The following is a 16,846-nucleotide window of genomic DNA, read 5'->3' on the forward strand; positions in this document are numbered from 1 at the left end:
ACAAATTTCAATTAACAATTATCCTACACTGCCTTCTAAGGAGATTTCTAAGAGTTTTTGAGCTTCTACGGCGAACTCCATAGGTAGTTTGTTGAGTACTTCTTTACCAAAACCATTTACGATGAGCGAAATAGCTTTTTCGGTATCAATACCACGCTGGTTACAATAGAAAATTTGGTCTTCACCAATTTTAGAAGTAGTAGCCTCGTGTTCTATTTGGGCTGTAGGGTTTTTAGCTTCTATATAAGGAAAAGTATGCGCTCCACAGAGGTTGCCCATCAAAAGGGAATCACACTGAGAGAAATTACGCGCATTTTTGGCATTAGGCACTACTTTTACCAATCCGCGGTAGCTATTTTGTGATTTGCCTGCCGAAATACCTTTAGAAATAATTGTAGATTTGGTATTATTACCCAAATGTATCATCTTAGTACCTGTATCGGCTTGTTGAAAGTGATTGGTAACAGCAATAGAATAGAATTCACCTATAGAATTATCGCCTTTGAGCACTACAGAGGGATATTTCCAAGTGATTGCAGAACCTGTTTCTACTTGTGTCCACGATATTTTAGCATTTTTCTCAGCTAAAGCGCGTTTGGTTACAAAATTGTAAACTCCACCTTTACCGTCTTTATCACCAGGGAACCAGTTTTGTACTGTAGAATATTTAATTTCGCCATTATCCATTGCGATGAGTTCTACCACTGCTGCGTGGAGTTGGTTTTCATCGCGTTGAGGAGCTGTACAACCTTCGAGATAAGACACATAAGCGCCTTCATCAACAATGAGGAGGGTACGTTCAAACTGACCTGTACCTGCCTGATTGATACGGAAATAAGTAGAAAGCTCCATTGGGCAACGCACTCCCTTAGGCACATAGCAGAAAGAGCCATCGGAGAAGACAGCAGAGTTGAGAGCAGCATAGAAATTATCGGTTTTAGGCACTACCGTACCAAGGTACTTGCGGACAAGCTCAGGGTGTTTTTGGATAGCTTCAGAAATAGAGCAGAAAATAATACCACGTTCTGCTAAAGTTTTTTGGAAAGTAGTTGCTACCGACACCGAGTCCATTACCACATCCACAGCTACAGCAGGTTTATCTTCCACCCCTGTAAGGCGTTTTTGTTCTTCAAGAGAGATGCCGAGTTTTTGGAAAGTTTCCAAAAGTTGTGGGTCTACCTCGTCTAAACTATTGAGTTTAGGTTTTTGTTTAGGAGCAGAATAGTAAGCAATATCTTGAAAATCGGGAGTTTCAAACTTAAGGTTTGCCCAATGAGGAGGGACTTCCATCGCTTGCCACGCGCGGAAGGCATCTAAACGCCAATCGGTCATCCATTGAGGTTCGTTTTTCTTTTTAGAGAGGGCAATTACCACTTCCTCGTTAAGTCCTTTAGGGAAAGTTTCGGATTCTATATCAGTATAAAATCCGTATTTGTATTCACTGTTTTCTAATTCTTCTTTAAGTTCTTCTTCTGTATATTTAGCCATTTTTAGCAATTAACGATTTACAATTAATAATTAAGTGGGCAAAGATAGTACTTTAAATTGAATCTAAAATACTATCTTTATAATTATTTTCTATCTCATATAAAAGAAAAAGATAAAAAGGTGAGAAATTATCACTTAATTAGAGTATCTAAGAGTTCGTGGACAGCATCGCTATTCCAACGAGCAATTCCTTCTTTTTGAGCACGCACAAGTCCGTTTTTATCTACGATATAACCTGAGGGGATTTTTTCGGGGTCGAAAGGCATTTTCTCACCGATGATAAGGTAGGTTACTTTGAAATGGAAATTGCGTTTTTGCATCATCTCTTCCACTGGTTCGTGACGCTCGTTAGTAATGATATAGAAATCTACTTTATCCTTATAAGCATCGTAGAGTTTTTCTACTGCATAGAGGTCGGCAATACTAATACCGCGCCAAGAGGAGAAGAAATACACGAATGAAGGTTTCTTTCCTTCAGTTTGTGAGTAGTTGAACTGCACATCATTGCGATCTTTGAGTTGCCAACTGAAGTCGATTTTTTGAGCTTTATCAGCGGGAATGATGTCTACCGAACTAGCGAAAATTCGTTGTAGCAAAATCTTACTTTCATAACCTAAGGGGGTTACGAAGAAAGAAAGTACAAAAAGGATAAGGAGTAGATTGAGTATGGTACGTTTTTTCATATAAACTAAATTATTTTTCTTCTTGAATGATATCTTTATATTCAGCCCAAAAAGCTTCGAACTGCGACATTGATTGGTATAGGAACTCCATTGTTTGTTGCCAAGTGGCTTTGTTGTGAATGGTTACGTCTTGCAATTCTACATATACACAACTGATTTCTTTACCATTATTTAAGAGAAAACTCTCTTCAAAAACAGCGTTAGGAAGATATTCTTCTTGGAGTATAGTTTTGAGTGACAGCAATTTATTGTAGTACAAGCTACGTGTTGCCTCATCAGAGTCTTCAACAGCAAGTAGCACCCGTGCTTTACGAGTGTCGAATGAAAACTTAAAGCTAAAATCCTTGATTTTGGTATCATAGAGCGTCCATTTGCGAGGAAACGATTTACCAAAGGATATCCAGAAGTCTTCGCGTAGTTTTTTTGCTTCGGCTTTACTATACACTTTTAATTAGGTAACAGGTGATAGACGATAGGTGGTGACAGATGATAATAGATTAATTGAAATTTATTTGGGCGGAGAAAGTGATAGGCGCTCCATCTATTTGCTTGTAAAAAGTAAACTTATAAAAAGTGGAACCGTCTTTTTCTAAAACACCATATTTTTGTTCTTCTACATCAAAAGCTAGAAATACATCAGGAGTATTGATTTTTCTAAGTTTGAATTGCAATTGATTTGTTTTTTTATCAAACAACTCATATCCCGTATTAGTTGGTTTAGCATACAGAAATAGAATAAGAGGTTCGCTTATAGGCGCAGCAGTAGATGTGAGTTCGGGTACTGCGGTTGTTGCTGAGGGAATAGAAGGTTTTGAGACTACTGAAGGAGCTTGATAAGCTTCCTTGAAAGTTGCTAATTCTGCACCTGAAAGGGCATTGCGCAAGGCTTCTTGGTAGGATTTCTTAAACTCTTTTTCACGGCTTTTGCCTATCTGAGAAGTGAAGACCGCTTTATTAGTACAATCGGTGAGGAGGAATTGTACTTTAGAGGTCATCATATTTGATTCATTCTTCACATCGGCTTTTAGGGCATCACAAGGGTTTTGGAGTAGATCGGCAGGAGCTTCACTCTCCATATAGGCTTTGAAACCTTGTTTTTCAAGCAAGAATTTCGTGAGCATATTGAGTTGGTACTGATTGTCTTCTTTTTGGAAAGCATAGCGATTAGGGACAATCACGGTTTGTGCTACAAGAGTTAGTGGTAGTAATACTACTAAAAATAATATTTTTTTCATTGGGTTTATTTATTTATTTAACGCGAGTTCGGTATAAGTAATTAAAATATTTTTAATCTCCCACAAAGCCAGCGAGTTGGCGCAGCTGGGTATGTGAAACACGAATTTTCACGAAATTTGGAGTGCATAAAAATTTTTATTTTTTATTATCTCACGAATTTTCACCTGACGGTGAATTATTTTGTGAATATATTATGTTACAAATCTGTAAATCAATGTTCTGTTATATAGAACTCACGTTTATTACAATGTTTTTTTTGAATTTTAGCACTAGACTTACGATTTCGCTGAGTTTAACGCAAATATAATAAAAAGATGTTATTCTTCGTTATTTTTCATACGCGCTTCTAGTTCGGCTTGGAATTCCTCGATAACGGGTTTCATAGTGCTTTCGGGGAGGTCGGAGATACGAATGTACATTAGTCCATCAACAGAATTGTTGAACAGCGGGTCGACATTGAAAGCGATAACTTTGGCGTTTTGCTTGATATACTTTTTAATAAGCACTGGCAAACGCAAATTCCCAGGTTCGAGTTCATCAATTAGTTTATCAAACTTATTAAGGTCAGCTTTAGTTTCGTCGAAAATAAAGTCTTTATCTTCATCTTTTAGTTTAACTTTAAACTCTTTTTTCGGGCGTACATATTGAGCGATATAAGGGTCGTAGAAGTTAGACTTCATAAACTCTATCATCAGTGATTTAGAAAAGTTAGAGAACTGGTTGCTGATGCTCACACTGCCCAGCAAGAAAGAGTGTTCAGGATAGCGCAAAGTAGTGTGAGCAATCCCTTTCCAAAGCAAAAACAGCGGCATTGGTTTCTGTTGGTATTCTGAAATGATAAAAGCACGCCCCATTTCGATAGTTTTACTCATCATATCATAGAGTTCGGGCTCAAAGCGGAACAAATCGTGTGTATAGAAGCCTTCAATACCATATTTAGGGAAAATTTCGGCGCCTAATCCCATACGATAAGCTCCTGCAATTTTCTTAGCTTCATTATCCCAAAGGAAAAGATGGTGATAATAGAGGTCGAATTTATCGACATCGGAAGAAGCGTTAGTCCCCTCCCCTACTTCACGGAAGGTAATTTCACGCAAGCGACCTATTTCCTTCATTATATTAGGGATTTCCTGATAAGGCGCTAAGAAAACCTCGTAGTTATTGTTTTTCAGCAGTCGGTAATCCTTTTTAGTTACATTTTCTACTTCTTTTTCTATAAGGTCTTGCCGTATAGGAGCTTCAATTTGTTGTGGATTAGGAGCACCTTTGTTTGATTTCAATACATTAGGCAAAGGCAAGAATTTTTTATCTTGTTCAAAAGCGTTGGCTAAGATGTAGGTTTTCTTGCGGAGGAATTCGGTAAAATCGGCTAAATCAGTATGTTCTTCTTGCATAGCTACCGAAATAGGTTTACCAATGCGTATGTAGATAGTACGCTGTTTTTGAGTAAGGAGTTCTGAAGGTAATTTAGCAGTGCGCAAAGTATCACTTAGGCTCGCTAAAAAGTAGAATAATTTACTATTTTTAGCGTGGAAATAAATAGGCACGATAGGCACTTTGGCTTTTTTAGCGAGCTTCATTGCAGCTTCTTCCCAAGGTTTATCGACCATTAGTTGTCCTTCTTTGGTTACAGACACTTCACCAGCAGGAAAAAGCCCCAAAGGTTTTCCTTCTTTGAGATGTGCTATGGTGTGCTTGAAGCCAACTATACTAGATTTTACATCCTTGCGGTCTTCAAACGGATTGACTGGTAACACATAAGGAGCCAAAGGCTCAATGCGTTGCAAGAGAAAGTTCGCCATAATTTTGAAATCAGGGCGTTTTTCTAAGAGCAATTTGAGGAGCAAAATACCATCAATCCCGCCCAGTGGGTGGTTAGAAATCGTGATAAAAGCTCCTTCTTTGGGGATATTTTTAAAATCTTCTTCAGGTATTTCAAATTTTATTTCAAACTCATCTAACAGTTTGTTAAGGAAGTCTAAGCCCTCGTATTTTTTGGTTCGGTTGTAAATAGCATTGAGTTTGGAGAGACGGAGCAGCTTCATCAGTGTCCATCCTCCAAAAGTACCCAAGAAGCCAAGTTTATCAATATTAATTGCTTTGGCTACTTCTTTGGCACTCACCAATCCTTTATCTTTTTGCATTCTCATTCGTTATTAAAGTTTTATGATTGTTTTCCTTTTTGCAGTTGCTTTATTCTTTTGAGTCGTAACATCACCACATCGCGATGTAAGGCTTTAGAGGCTACTTTGCCTACAGTGAGCCCTTGTACCAAGATAGAAAACAATACCACTATGTAAGTAATCTGCAACAATGTTTCCTTAAGTCCGCCCTTATCGGCTGGGATAGAGAGCACTAAAGCGATGGAAACTCCTCCTCGCACACCCCCCCACACCATAGTGATGAGTGATCCACGGGAATAGGTAGTCGCTTTGCGCAATATGGTTTTGGCAGGGATATAGATAGCTAAAGCACGCCCTAAAAGGCAGACAAGGATAGCGACTCCTCCTAAGAGGAACTGTTCATTTAGATTATTGATCAACAACATCTCAAAGCCTATGAATAGGAACAAGATGGCATTCATTATCTCATCGACAATTGCCCAAAACTTCTCTAAATAGTCCTTATTTTCGGCACTATTTGCTTTTTTACCTACGTTACCCACAAAAAGTCCTGCGATTACCATTGCCAAAGGCGAGGATACGTGAGAGGTTTTGGCAATAAGGAAGCCTCCCATTACTACGGCTAAAGTGAGCAAGACACTCACGTGATAGTCGTCGGCTTTTTTCATCATTTCGGAAGCTATCCAGCCTAAGAGCACTCCTAAGAAAATTCCTCCTCCAGCTTCTAAAAGGAAAAGTTTTGTAATGGCATTGAAAGAAGGTTCAAAAGTATGATCGGTAGCTAATTTGAGTACTACAGCGAACATTACGACAGCTACCCCATCGTTGAAAAGAGATTCACCAGTAATTTTATTTTCGATACGTTTAGGTACATTAGCTTGCTTGAGCACCCCCAACACTACAATAGGGTCGGTAGGGGAAATGAGCGTACCAAAGAGCAAGCAATACACATAAGGAATTTTAATACCTATAAAAGGTGCGATATAGTACAGCAGTGCTGATATGAAGAAAGCTGAGAGCACTACACTTACTGTTGCATAAGTGAAAATAGGGAGACGGTGGCTTTTAAGGTCGTTGATATTGATGTGGAGAGCTCCTGCAAAGAGGAGGAAGTTAAGCATTGCCCCCATTAAGATTTCGGTAAAATCGAATCCTTGTAATAGAGATTCCAAGCGGTGTGCTAAACCTGAGAATATTTCACCACCAAAAAGACGTACGCCTACTGATACCATCATAGCAATCACCATAATACCTATAGTCATAGGTAGCTTTACGTAGCGCACGTTCACGTACGAAAACAAGGCAGCTAAGACGATAATCACTGAAAAAGCGTAGTATAACTCCATATTACTATTTTATTTGTGGGCAAAGGTACAAAAATAATAATAAATGACAAATGCTATATAGTCTTTTGTAAGAAAAAACTTTGCCAAAGGCAATTGTTTAATTCTATAACCTTTAGCGATAAATGTATTTAATCAACTTCAATATATAAATCTGCTAATTAACTACCACCAACTTCAATTGAGTATTATTAAAAATCTTTTTTTAAACCAGTTTCTACATTAATACTCTAAGTATTTCTCTTTGGATAAAGGTTCAATCTTAACATTTTCTGTATCTTTTAAATCTATTACTATAAACTCTAAATCCTTGAAGTAGATATTTTGAGCAGTATTTGTTCTAGCAGCATCAGCATCTAAGAAAAGTATATTTTGAAGCTCCTCTGGTACACTGATTTCACTTCCTTTTATCGTCTCTTTCCATTTAAGTTCAGAAATTTTAACTAAATAGTATCCTTCTTTAAAAGGTATATTTTTAAAATAAAAATTATAGTGTTGTAATTTTCTTTTAGTTTTCAAATACATTATTTTATTATGATATTTAAATTCATATCGTTTTTGAAAATAACCTACTCCCATATCTTCGAAAGCCCATTTGTACAATGCTATAATCGCCTTATTGTTGTTGTATATTTCATTTTTGAGAGCTACCCCTTCGTCTAAAAACTGAAAGCAAAAAACATCACGATCTGTTGCTACAACTTTTTTCTGACTATAGCATAATGGTATAAAGAATAAGCATAATAAAGTAAAAAATCTCTTCATAGTAATTATTTTATTTAACTTGTTAGCTGAATTAATTAGCTAATCGCTTTCGTCGGTGTTCAGTAAGTTCAGAGAAATTGTATTGGAGAGCAGGAGTTTGATCTTCCAATTCACCATTGCTAATGGCGCGGAGGATAATTTCTTCTATCCAATAATCTTCTTCGATATTCATAGGATCATAGCCTTTTTTTAGGGAGAGATCGTAGAGCCAAGCGGTTTTATTATACCAATAGGCGTTCCACCCGTTGCGGAGTTCTTTTACCAGATCATAGGCAGTACGCCCTGTTTGGCGGTGGATGAGCTTGATGAGGATGCGCCCTTGAGAGCGGGAGAGTTTTTTGAGTTCGTCGGTGAAGTGGTCTTCTATATAACGTTGGGTGCGCTTTACATAGACTTTTCGCTGTTGTTTGTTTTGCATAGTATCCATAGTGCGCTCCATAGTATAAAGGCGATCAGCAGCTATTTTGGCATAAGGATACACGCGTTTTACACGACTTTTGAGCAGTAGATATCGTTTTTGAGCATCGGCATCACCAAAGGAACGTTCTTTGCCAAAGAGGTTTACCTCAGGAAGGTAGATGGTATCACCTTCGTGAAAATCTTGAGCGAACAAGAGGTAAGAGGTAAGAGGTAAGAGGTAAGCTATAAATGGCAGGAGATAATATTTTATATATGTGATGATGTTTTTCATAGTGATTTTTTTATTAAGGGCGTATGCCATACGCCCCTGCATAACATACTGCAAAAATTATTCCAAGTTACCTATTTCCCTATTAGCTTCACTACTTCCCTAAAACAGCCATTTTGATAGCAGTGATAGCGGCTTCTACACCTTTGTTACCGAGTTTTCCTCCACTTCGGTCGAGTGATTGCTGAAGATTGTTATCGGTGAGGACACAGAAGATTACGGGCACCTCACTTTGCATTGCATTGAGTTGAGCAATACCTTGAGTAACTCCTTGACACACAAAATCAAAGTGCTTGGTTTCGCCTTGTATTACACAGCCTATTACGATGATAGCATCTAAGTGCTGAGTATTGAGCATTCGCTTGGCAGCGTGCACCAATTCAAAACTACCAGGGACTTCCCAAAGGAGGATATTGCTATCTACAGCACCACAATCTTTAAGGGTAGCGATAGCCCCATTGCGCATTCCGTAAGTTACTTGCTCATTCCACTGAGAAGTAATAATCCCAAAGCGAAGAGCTTTCGCATTTGGGATTGTACTTTTATCATATTGAGATAAATTCTTGTTTTCTGTTGCCATTTTTTCAGATAAGAGATAAGAGATAAGAGGTAAGAGGTAAGAATGTTCATCTTCTACCTTTTATTCTTATCTTGTTTTATTGACTGATTTTTCCGATAAGGATATCGATAGTGCGAGCTTCTTCTGAAGTAGGGAACTCATCTTTGATGCGCTCGTAGTATTTGAGAGCATCGTCTTTTTTACCTTGTAGAGAAGCTACGATACCTGCTTTTTTGAGGTATATAGGAGTTACAAAATCGTTGTTGCTATGTTCAAAAGCTTTGATGTAGTACTTGAGAGCCTCGGCATTATTTTTTGTTGGAGGTAAGCATCACCTATGTTTCCATAAGCCAAAGCGCCGAAAATATCATCATCAGAATTGAATTTTTTGAGGTGGTTGATAGCGTTGTTGTAGTCACGCAAACGCATATAAGCCATACCCATACCGTACTCAGCTAAGTTGGCAGCTTTGGTACCGCTATAGTTTTGAGCGATTTGCTGGAAGCCATATTTACCTTTACCACCTTCGATAGAAACTTTGAAGAGAGAATCTTTGGCTCTTGCATCGGTAGCTTGCATAGCTTCATCAAAAAATTGTTGAGCGAAGAAAAATTCGTTAGCAGCTTTCTTTTCGTTAGGAGCTTTCACAAATTGTTGGTATAACAAATAACCTAAGCCCACTACGGCTATAGCTATGAGGGCTCCGATAATAATTTTCTGATTGCGTTTCACCCAATCCTCAGTACGATTAGCGCCTGCATCAAGGGCATCGAATACCTCGGCAGTAGTACTTTCTTGGTGTAATTGAGCTTCTTGAGCTTCGTCGAGTTGCTCGGTATTTCTGTTTCTATTAGGTCGGTTGTTGTTCTTTTTGTAAGTTGCCATATATAATTTTCAATTAAAGTTCGGCAAAAGTACGACAATTATTTGAATTGACAAAAAAAGTTTTAGTTTTTTAGAGGGTTTGGGGAGAAGTTGAGTTTTTTGGATAATGTTGAAGAATTTAGGACAAGGTGAATGAGATGCTTCTAATTACCAACAACTCATTACTAAAATTTGCAAAATTGCTGATTATTTTTTACTTTTGTCGTTTCAAAGAAAATTTTTTTATGCTGATAAAAGAACCATTATATTATTTTTCTGCTATACGAAAACGCTTTAGAAATTCTTACTTAGCAGAAGATATTCATCAGATTATCATTGGGATAGATTGCGATTACTTCGATGCTTACAGTCATAATTACACCTCTTTGCAAGCCAATTACCAGCAACAAACACCCATCGCGCCCTTTGCGGGACTTTTTGGGGTATTAGGCTATGAATCAATTCATTTTTTTGAAAATATTCCCACACAAGAGCAAGCACAATACGAGTTTCCCGCTTTTGTATTTGCGAATGCAAAAGCCTATTTGCATTATTCCAAAGTGAATAAAGTGTACTCTTTTTACGGCGATGAAGTATTATATTTCAACTTTTTGGAAGAAATGAACGCAGAGCCTCAGGATACTGTTGAAAAACCTTTTTATCACATCAATACCGACCTGAATGAAGAGCAAATACACTTCTACAAGATTGTTGAAAAAGCTAAGGAATACCTACGTGCTGGCGATATTTTTCAAGTGGTATTAAGCGAACAACTCTGTTTGGAAAGCAACCTCAACTCTTTAGAATTTTATAAACTACTCAGCAAAGCCAATCCCTCTCCTTATATGTTTTTCTTCCCTACTCCTTATGGAGAGGTGGTGGGGTCAAGTCCTGAAATATTAGTAGAAATGAACTCGGAAACTATGTATATAGCACCTATCGCTGGTACACGTCCACGTGGTAAAGATGCCAACGATGACGCCCGTTTGGCACAAGAACTTCTCGCCGACCCTAAAGAGTGTTCTGAGCACCGAATGCTGGTTGATTTGGCACGCAACGATATAGGGCGCTTTGCTGAGAAAGGTACCGTGCAGGTGAAGAATATGATGCACATCAAGCAGTTAGAACACGTGATGCACATAGTAACCGATGTGTACGGTCGCAAGCGCAAAGAGGTATCGCTTTTTGAGGTGATTGGAGCCGTATTCCCTGCAGGCACGCTGAGTGGAGCGCCTAAAATACGCGCTATGGAAATCATTGCTGAACTGGAAAAATACCGCCGCAATGTGTATGGAGGAGGTATTGGTTTTTTACACTTCAACGGCAACGTACAGCTCGCTATTGTGATACGCAGTGCTTTTTTTGAAAAACCTGCTTTTCAGGATTCTGAGCGCACCCGTGTATTTATACAAGCTGGAGCAGGAGTTGTTTACGATTCTATCCCTGAAAAAGAATATGCTGAAATACAACACAAAAGAGCTTCGGTAGTGAAAGTGTTTGAGAAGAATTGCAATCTACACCCCAACCCCTCTCCCAAGGAGAGGAGGGCAATCCGTAAAAAGGACTATAACTAATGACTAAAACCTAACAACTAAAAATGATTTTACTAATAGATAATTACGATTCATTTGTTTTTAATGTAGCACAATACCTCGGTGAACTCACTGATGAAGAAGTGCGTACTGTGCGCAATGACCAGCTCACTCTTGCCGAGATACGCAGTCTAAAACCCTCACGTATAGTGCTTTCACCAGGACCTAAACACCCTAAGGACAGTGGGATTTGTTTGGAAATACTAAAAGAAATTACCGATATTCCTATTTTAGGTATCTGTTTAGGGCATCAGGCGTTTGGACTGGTGCACGGCGGCACTGTAAAACGATTAGAAGTACCTTTGCACGGCAAGACTTCTGTACTTACCGTTACCAAACCACAATCGATATTGTTTAAAGGTTTGCCACAGCAGTTTAGCGTGATGCGTTACCACTCGCTATATGTAGATAAGGACACCTTGCCACAGGAACTTATCATTACTGCCCTCTCGGACGATGAGGTGATTATGGCATTACAACACAAAACAAAACCTATTCACAGTATTCAATTTCACCCTGAATCATTTTTTACTGAATATGGCAAAAATATCCTTAAGAACTTTTTGATAGGAACACAAGCTGTTCAAAGCGTTCAAAATACTCAGGAAAAAGCCAAAGCCTACGCCAATGAAGTGTTCAAAACAGCTTTGAAGAAACTGCAAGAAAATCAGCCGTTAGGCGATAGCGATTTCAAACAGATATGTGGGGTATTGCACAGCAAGCAGTACGACATCGTACAATTAGGCGCGCTCTTCGTGCTTATCAGTGAAAAAAGTTTATATCCAGAATCACTTACTGCCTTCGTGCGCAACATCTTGGCATATAGCACCACCTTTGCCGACCCAAGACCTATGATAGACCTCTGTGGTACAGGAGGCGACGGACTCAAAACTATTAACATTTCTACCACGGTAGCCTTTATAGTAGCTGCCTTAGGGGTGAAAGTAGCCAAACACGGCAACAGGTCGGTTACAAGCCAGAGTGGCAGTACCGATGTGTTAGGAGAGCTTGGTATTGCGATGGAAAGCAACTTGATGAAGCAATTAGATAGCTTGGAGAAAAACGGATTAGCATTCTTCCACGCGCCTTTCTTCCATAACTTAGTAGGCGAAGTACGTGAAGTGCGACAACGTTTGGGCATCCGCACGGTGTTCAATGTATTAGGACCTCTGTTACACCCCAATACAAAACTGAAATACCAATTAGTAGGTTTATATCACGAGCCCGTGATGCGCCTATATGCCGAAACACTACAGCTTTTAGGACGCGAACACGCTTTAGTAGTGCGTGGCAATGATGGTTTAGATGAAATAAGTATTTGTGATGAGACAAAAATTGTAGAGGTAAAGGGTAAGCAAATATTAGAGTATACCATAGCGCCTGAAATGTTTGGCTTTAAGCGTGCTTTTCACACTGATATACAAGGTGGCACACCTACTGAAAACGCTGAGATACTACGTCGCACTCTCAAAGGTGAAGAGCGCGGTGCTAAAGCTGATATCGTGATACTCAACGCAATGTTTGCTCTCTATACCGCCAATGTAGTAAAACAGCCCGCTGAAGCTAAACCTCTTATTGAAGAAGCTTTAAGGAGTGGAAAAGTGTGGCAATTAGTTAGCAAATTAGTTAATTAGCAAATTAACAAGTTTTATTTATGGATATTCTTTCTAAAATCAAAGAACAACGCGAAATACAATTACATCGTGAAATAGAAGAATGGGCGCGCCCTTATTTAACGCAGGCTATACAACAACCTGGCATTAACATTATTGGTGAAATCAAACGTGCTTCTCCCTCTAAAGGACAAATAGCAACAGAAGATTTCGACCTTCTAAAGCAAGCCCAACACTACGCAAATAACCGCGTAGCTGCCTTTTCTATCCTCACCGAAGAAGCTTACTTTAAGGGAGATAACGCTTTTATTCCCATTGTAGCCAAAACTTTTCCTACAATGCCTATCCTCCGCAAGGATTTTATCTATACCCCTTTTCAGGTATTCCACGCCAAGAGTTTAGGAGCTTCGGCAATTTTGCTGATTGTACGTATGCTTACTGATGATGAGCTGATGTTCTTGCATCTGTTAGCACATTCTTTGGATTTAGAAGTATTAGTAGAAGTTCACAATAAAGAAGAACTGCAACGCGCTTTACAAGTGCCTGATTTAGAACTCTTAGGTATCAATAATCGCAATCTCAATACTTTTGAGGTATCTCTCAAAACAACAGAGCAACTACTGAAAGCGATTCCCAAAAGCCAACGAGAAGAACTATTGATAGTAAGCGAAAGTGGCTATCACAATAAAGAAGATATTGTATATGCCGAAAGTTTAGGCGTTGATGCCCTTTTAATAGGAGAAGCCCTAATGAAAGGAGAGATTTTTTAATGACGAATGACGAGAGACGAATGACGAGAGACGAATGACGAGGGACGAATGACGAGGAACGAGTTGCAAATTACGAGAGATAAGATGACAAAAGAAAAAACTAATATAAAACTTACTTTTATTGTGTATGGTGAAATGTTTGATATTGAGCAACTCACTCACATTATAGGAATAACTCCTACAGAACAAGCCTATAAAGGAGACCAGCTGAAGTATCGCATTAGTGAAGAAACTTTTTGGGAATACAAATTTGCTCCTATAGAAACATTGCTTGTTGAAGATTGTTTAGCTGAATTTGAGCAAATGGTAAAACCTGTTTTAAAAGAACTTTCAGCTTTTATCAAAGCTCATCAACTTACCACTCAATTACGGTTTTGTGTAAATCACTATGAAATAAATGCAGCTTTGACTTTTGAAACTACTATTCTTGATATACTTCATCAACTCAATGGTGAGATTGATATAGACCAGTATTTTTACAAATGACCACTCAACTAAAAATATGTGGAATTCACTCTCTTAGTGAAATCCAAGAACTGAAGGATTTGCCTATTGATTACTTCGGCTGTATCTTTGCGCCTAAAAGTCCGCGTTATGTGAGCGTGGATTTAGCAAAAGATATAGTTACTGAAATACACTCAGTTGGCAAACTGGCAGTAGGGGTGTTTGTGAATACCCCTATACACGAACTGCAACAAATTCAGCAACAAACAAACATTGATATACTGCAACTACACGGCAATGAAAGCGTTGAAGATTGCAGCTCCTTACACAACGCAGGCTATACTCTTTGGAAAGCCTTTTCAGTGTACGATGCTTTACCTGATATTACCCTCTATCAGCCTTATATTCAATATCCTTTATTCGATACCAAAGGCATTGTCGAAGGTGGTAACGGCACTCGTTTTAACTGGGAAATACTTAAAAACCTATCGCCTTATTCTTATATTTTAGCAGGAGGTCTTGAGGTAAATAATGTACAAGAAGCCCTGTGTTATCATCCTGCAATATTAGATGTGAACAGCAAAGTAGAATGCAACCACCGCAAAAATCGCTCACTTGTGGAAAAAATAATTAGAAAATTAGCAGATTAGAAAATTAACATAATGAATACAAAATCTTATTTTGGTAAATTTGGAGGGCAATACGTGCCTGAAACCGCTATGTTCGCTTTAAACGAATTAGAATCCGAATACCTTAAAGCCAAAGCCGACCCTACCTTTCAAGAAGAACTAAACGACCTACTCAAAAACTATGTAGGTCGTCCTACCCCCCTTTATCACGCCAAAAACTTAAGTGCGCACTACGGTCAGCAGATTTACCTGAAACGCGAAGACCTCAACCATACTGGAGCTCATAAGATTAATAATGCTCTGGGGCAAGTATTGCTTGCCAAACGTATGGGCAAGAAAAAAGTGATTGCCGAAACTGGTGCAGGACAACACGGGGTGGCAACCGCTACTGCGGCGGCTCTCTTAGGATTGGAATGCGATGTGTATATGGGTGCAGTAGATATGGAGCGCCAAAAGCTAAATGTTTTCCGTATGGAACTCTTGGGCGCACACGTAGTAGCCATTCACGACGGACTTAAAACGCTTAAAGAAGCGACTACCGCTGCTATCCAATCGTGGGTAGCTGAGATTGAAACGGTGTTCTACGTGATAGGCTCGGCAGTAGGTCCTCACCCCTACCCTTCAATGGTAAAAGATTTTCAATCGATTATAGGTACAGAATGTCGTGAGCAACTTGGTGTTTTAGGCTTACACGCCGATCACGTAATTGCTTGTGTAGGTGGTGGTAGTAATGCCATTGGCATCTTTTCAGGATTTTTAGATGATGATACTACACACCTCTACGGAGTGGAAGCAGGTGGTTACGGTATTGATACCGATATGCACGCTGCTACCCTCACTTTAGGCAAAGAAGGTATTATTCACGGAATGAAAACTTATGTTTTACAAGATAAGTACGGACAAATAAGTCCGGTACATTCTATTTCGGCTGGACTTGACTACCCTGGGGTAGGACCTCAGCACGCCTATCTCTTTGAAAGTGGCAAAGCTACATATATACCTATCACCGATGCGGAGGCTATGGATGCTCTTGTGCTCACCACTCGTTCTGAAGGAATTATCCCTGCCATTGAAAGTGCTCACGCTTTGGCGTATTTAGAAAAATTATGCCCCACCTTGCCTGCTAATCAAACTATAGTAGTAAATGTATCGGGTAGAGGTGATAAAGATATGCACACTGTTTTTTCAGTATTAAAAGGAGAAAAAGATGAAATATAAAACTATAACAGATATTTTTGCCGAAAAGAAAAACGTTAATATCGGCTATATAGTAGCAGGCTACCCCTCTACTCAATTTACAAAAGAATTTCTCACGAAGTTAGACGACTCGGCTATTGATATTTTGGAAATAGGCATTCCCTATTCCGACCCCTTAGCCGATGGTAAACACATTGCTGAAGCCTCATTTGCTGCCTCACAAGCAGGGGTTACTACCGATGTAGTGTTTGACCTTCTCAATTCAGTAAAAGAAAAAGTACATAAGCCCTTAGTGTTTTTAGTGTATTACAATCTCGTTTTTGCTTATGGAGTAGAAGCCTTTGTAAAGCGAAGTGCTGAAATAGGTATCAAAGGTATGATTATCCCCGATTTGCCTTATGAAGAAGCCACCGAAGTAGCACAACTGCTAAACGCTCATAACATTGCTTTTATTCCTTTGGTGAGTGTAACTTCTGGCGACCGCATTGCTAAAATCGCTTCTTTGGCTAAAGGTGGCTTTGTATATGCTGTGGGGTCTTTGGGGGTAACGGGTAGCAAACAGGTTGATTTAGGTAGATTGGAACAGTTCATTACCAACATCAAGCAACATACCACCCTACCTGTAGCGTTAGGATTTGGCATCAAAACGAATAGTGATGTACAAACGATGCGCCATTACGCCGATGGAGTGATTGTAGGTACGAGCATCGTCATTCTCACTCAAAACAATGATGTAGCAAAAACTATGAAAGAAATTGAAGAACTATTTAGGTAACATTTGGGTAACAAATAACGAGTAACTTTGTTAGAGTCTAACGACTTTAACAAAGTTTTTTTTAACGATTAATCATT

General features: G+C 39.0%; 16 protein-coding genes and 1 pseudogene. 7 read left to right on the forward strand and 10 right to left on the reverse strand.

Annotated features, from left to right (window positions below):
• Positions 1–18: 18 nt before the first annotated feature.
• From sufB to DR017_RS02805, 10 genes and pseudogenes are all read right to left on the reverse strand, one after another.
• Positions 19–1,488 (reverse strand): Fe-S cluster assembly protein SufB, encoded by a 1,470-nt coding sequence (sufB, locus tag DR017_RS02760; protein ID WP_002680546.1) that lies wholly within the window; start codon positions 1,486–1,488, stop codon positions 19–21.
• A gap of 131 nt (positions 1,489–1,619) precedes the next feature.
• Positions 1,620–2,171, reverse strand: coding sequence for a TlpA family protein disulfide reductase (locus DR017_RS02765; protein ID WP_002680538.1), 552 nt, complete (start codon positions 2,169–2,171; stop codon positions 1,620–1,622).
• A 10-nt stretch (positions 2,172–2,181) separates the two neighbouring features.
• Positions 2,182–2,616: a DUF4268 domain-containing protein gene (locus DR017_RS02770; RefSeq protein ID WP_002680525.1), complete on the reverse strand. Its 435-nt coding sequence runs from the start codon at positions 2,614–2,616 to the stop codon at positions 2,182–2,184.
• A gap of 52 nt (positions 2,617–2,668) precedes the next feature.
• Positions 2,669–3,406 carry a hypothetical protein gene (locus tag DR017_RS02775; RefSeq protein ID WP_002680460.1) on the reverse strand — a complete coding sequence of 246 codons (738 nt, stop codon included), beginning with the start codon at positions 3,404–3,406 and terminating at the stop codon, positions 2,669–2,671.
• Positions 3,407–3,724: 318 nt separating this feature from the next.
• Positions 3,725–5,557, reverse strand: coding sequence for a GNAT family N-acyltransferase (locus DR017_RS02780; protein ID WP_002680438.1), 1,833 nt, complete (start codon positions 5,555–5,557; stop codon positions 3,725–3,727).
• 14 nt (positions 5,558–5,571) lie between these two features.
• Positions 5,572–6,876, reverse strand: coding sequence for a cation:proton antiporter (locus tag DR017_RS02785; RefSeq protein WP_002680430.1), 1,305 nt, complete (start codon positions 6,874–6,876; stop codon positions 5,572–5,574).
• A gap of 219 nt (positions 6,877–7,095) precedes the next feature.
• A complete protein-coding gene (locus DR017_RS02790; protein WP_002680424.1) occupies positions 7,096–7,638 on the reverse strand; it encodes a hypothetical protein in 543 nt (180 codons plus the stop codon).
• A gap of 31 nt (positions 7,639–7,669) precedes the next feature.
• A complete protein-coding gene (locus DR017_RS02795) occupies positions 7,670–8,329 on the reverse strand; it encodes a DUF4294 domain-containing protein (protein WP_040361484.1) in 660 nt (219 codons plus the stop codon).
• 91 nt (positions 8,330–8,420) lie between these two features.
• The gene (gene ribH, locus DR017_RS02800; RefSeq protein WP_002680495.1) at positions 8,421–8,906 is read right to left on the reverse strand and encodes a 6,7-dimethyl-8-ribityllumazine synthase; all 486 of its coding nucleotides are present in this window, start codon (positions 8,904–8,906) and stop codon (positions 8,421–8,423) included.
• A gap of 76 nt (positions 8,907–8,982) precedes the next feature.
• A pseudogene (locus DR017_RS02805) lies at positions 8,983–9,770 on the reverse strand (tetratricopeptide repeat protein).
• A 224-nt stretch (positions 9,771–9,994) separates the two neighbouring features.
• On the opposite strand from DR017_RS02805, the gene DR017_RS02810 reads away from it, so the two are divergent.
• From DR017_RS02810 to trpA, 7 genes are all read left to right on the forward strand, one after another.
• Complete coding sequence (locus DR017_RS02810) at positions 9,995–11,323, forward strand: anthranilate synthase component I family protein (protein ID WP_002680444.1); 1,329 nt, start codon at positions 9,995–9,997, stop codon at positions 11,321–11,323.
• A gap of 23 nt (positions 11,324–11,346) precedes the next feature.
• Entirely contained in the window at positions 11,347–12,975 is a 1,629-nt protein-coding gene (gene trpD / locus DR017_RS02815; protein ID WP_002680539.1) for an anthranilate phosphoribosyltransferase, read from the forward strand.
• 20 nt (positions 12,976–12,995) lie between these two features.
• Complete coding sequence (locus tag DR017_RS02820) at positions 12,996–13,724, forward strand: indole-3-glycerol phosphate synthase TrpC (protein WP_002680431.1); 729 nt, start codon at positions 12,996–12,998, stop codon at positions 13,722–13,724.
• Between the two features lie 84 nt (positions 13,725–13,808).
• The gene (locus DR017_RS02825; RefSeq protein WP_002680461.1) at positions 13,809–14,210 is read left to right on the forward strand and encodes a DUF4279 domain-containing protein; all 402 of its coding nucleotides are present in this window, start codon (positions 13,809–13,811) and stop codon (positions 14,208–14,210) included.
• Positions 14,207–14,818, forward strand: a complete 612-nt coding sequence (locus tag DR017_RS02830) for a phosphoribosylanthranilate isomerase (protein WP_002680527.1) — start codon at positions 14,207–14,209, stop codon at positions 14,816–14,818. The genes DR017_RS02825 and DR017_RS02830 overlap by 4 nt, the downstream gene beginning before the upstream one ends.
• A 12-nt stretch (positions 14,819–14,830) precedes the next feature.
• Positions 14,831–16,015 (forward strand): tryptophan synthase subunit beta, encoded by a 1,185-nt coding sequence (gene trpB / locus DR017_RS02835; RefSeq protein ID WP_002680432.1) that lies wholly within the window; start codon positions 14,831–14,833, stop codon positions 16,013–16,015.
• The gene (gene trpA, locus DR017_RS02840) at positions 16,005–16,769 is read left to right on the forward strand and encodes a tryptophan synthase subunit alpha (protein ID WP_002680542.1); all 765 of its coding nucleotides are present in this window, start codon (positions 16,005–16,007) and stop codon (positions 16,767–16,769) included. The genes trpB and trpA overlap by 11 nt, the downstream gene beginning before the upstream one ends.
• Positions 16,770–16,846: the final 77 nt, after the last annotated feature.

The sequence above is a fragment of the Capnocytophaga sputigena genome, assembly GCF_900446695.1.
Taxonomy (GTDB): Bacteria; Bacteroidota; Bacteroidia; order Flavobacteriales; family Flavobacteriaceae; genus Capnocytophaga; species Capnocytophaga sputigena.

Coding starts and splice junctions, on each gene's coding strand:
- sufB (WP_002680546.1), bottom strand. CDS start 1,488: ATGGCTAAATATACAGAAGAAGAACTTAAAGAAGAATTAGAAAACAGT.
- DR017_RS02765 (WP_002680538.1), bottom strand. CDS start 2,171: ATGAAAAAACGTACCATACTCAATCTACTCCTTATCCTTTTTGTACTT.
- DR017_RS02775 (WP_002680460.1), bottom strand. CDS start 3,406: ATGAAAAAAATATTATTTTTAGTAGTATTACTACCACTAACTCTTGTA.
- DR017_RS02780 (WP_002680438.1), bottom strand. CDS start 5,557: ATGAGAATGCAAAAAGATAAAGGATTGGTGAGTGCCAAAGAAGTAGCC.
- DR017_RS02785 (WP_002680430.1), bottom strand. CDS start 6,876: ATGGAGTTATACTACGCTTTTTCAGTGATTATCGTCTTAGCTGCCTTG.
- DR017_RS02790 (WP_002680424.1), bottom strand. CDS start 7,638: ATGAAGAGATTTTTTACTTTATTATGCTTATTCTTTATACCATTATGC.
- DR017_RS02795 (WP_040361484.1), bottom strand. CDS start 8,329: ATGAAAAACATCATCACATATATAAAATATTATCTCCTGCCATTTATA.
- ribH (WP_002680495.1), bottom strand. CDS start 8,906: ATGGCAACAGAAAACAAGAATTTATCTCAATATGATAAAAGTACAATC.
- DR017_RS02810 (WP_002680444.1), top strand. CDS start 9,995: ATGCTGATAAAAGAACCATTATATTATTTTTCTGCTATACGAAAACGC.
- trpD (WP_002680539.1), top strand. CDS start 11,347: ATGATTTTACTAATAGATAATTACGATTCATTTGTTTTTAATGTAGCA.
- DR017_RS02820 (WP_002680431.1), top strand. CDS start 12,996: ATGGATATTCTTTCTAAAATCAAAGAACAACGCGAAATACAATTACAT.
- DR017_RS02825 (WP_002680461.1), top strand. CDS start 13,809: ATGACAAAAGAAAAAACTAATATAAAACTTACTTTTATTGTGTATGGT.
- DR017_RS02830 (WP_002680527.1), top strand. CDS start 14,207: ATGACCACTCAACTAAAAATATGTGGAATTCACTCTCTTAGTGAAATC.
- trpB (WP_002680432.1), top strand. CDS start 14,831: ATGAATACAAAATCTTATTTTGGTAAATTTGGAGGGCAATACGTGCCT.
- trpA (WP_002680542.1), top strand. CDS start 16,005: ATGAAATATAAAACTATAACAGATATTTTTGCCGAAAAGAAAAACGTT.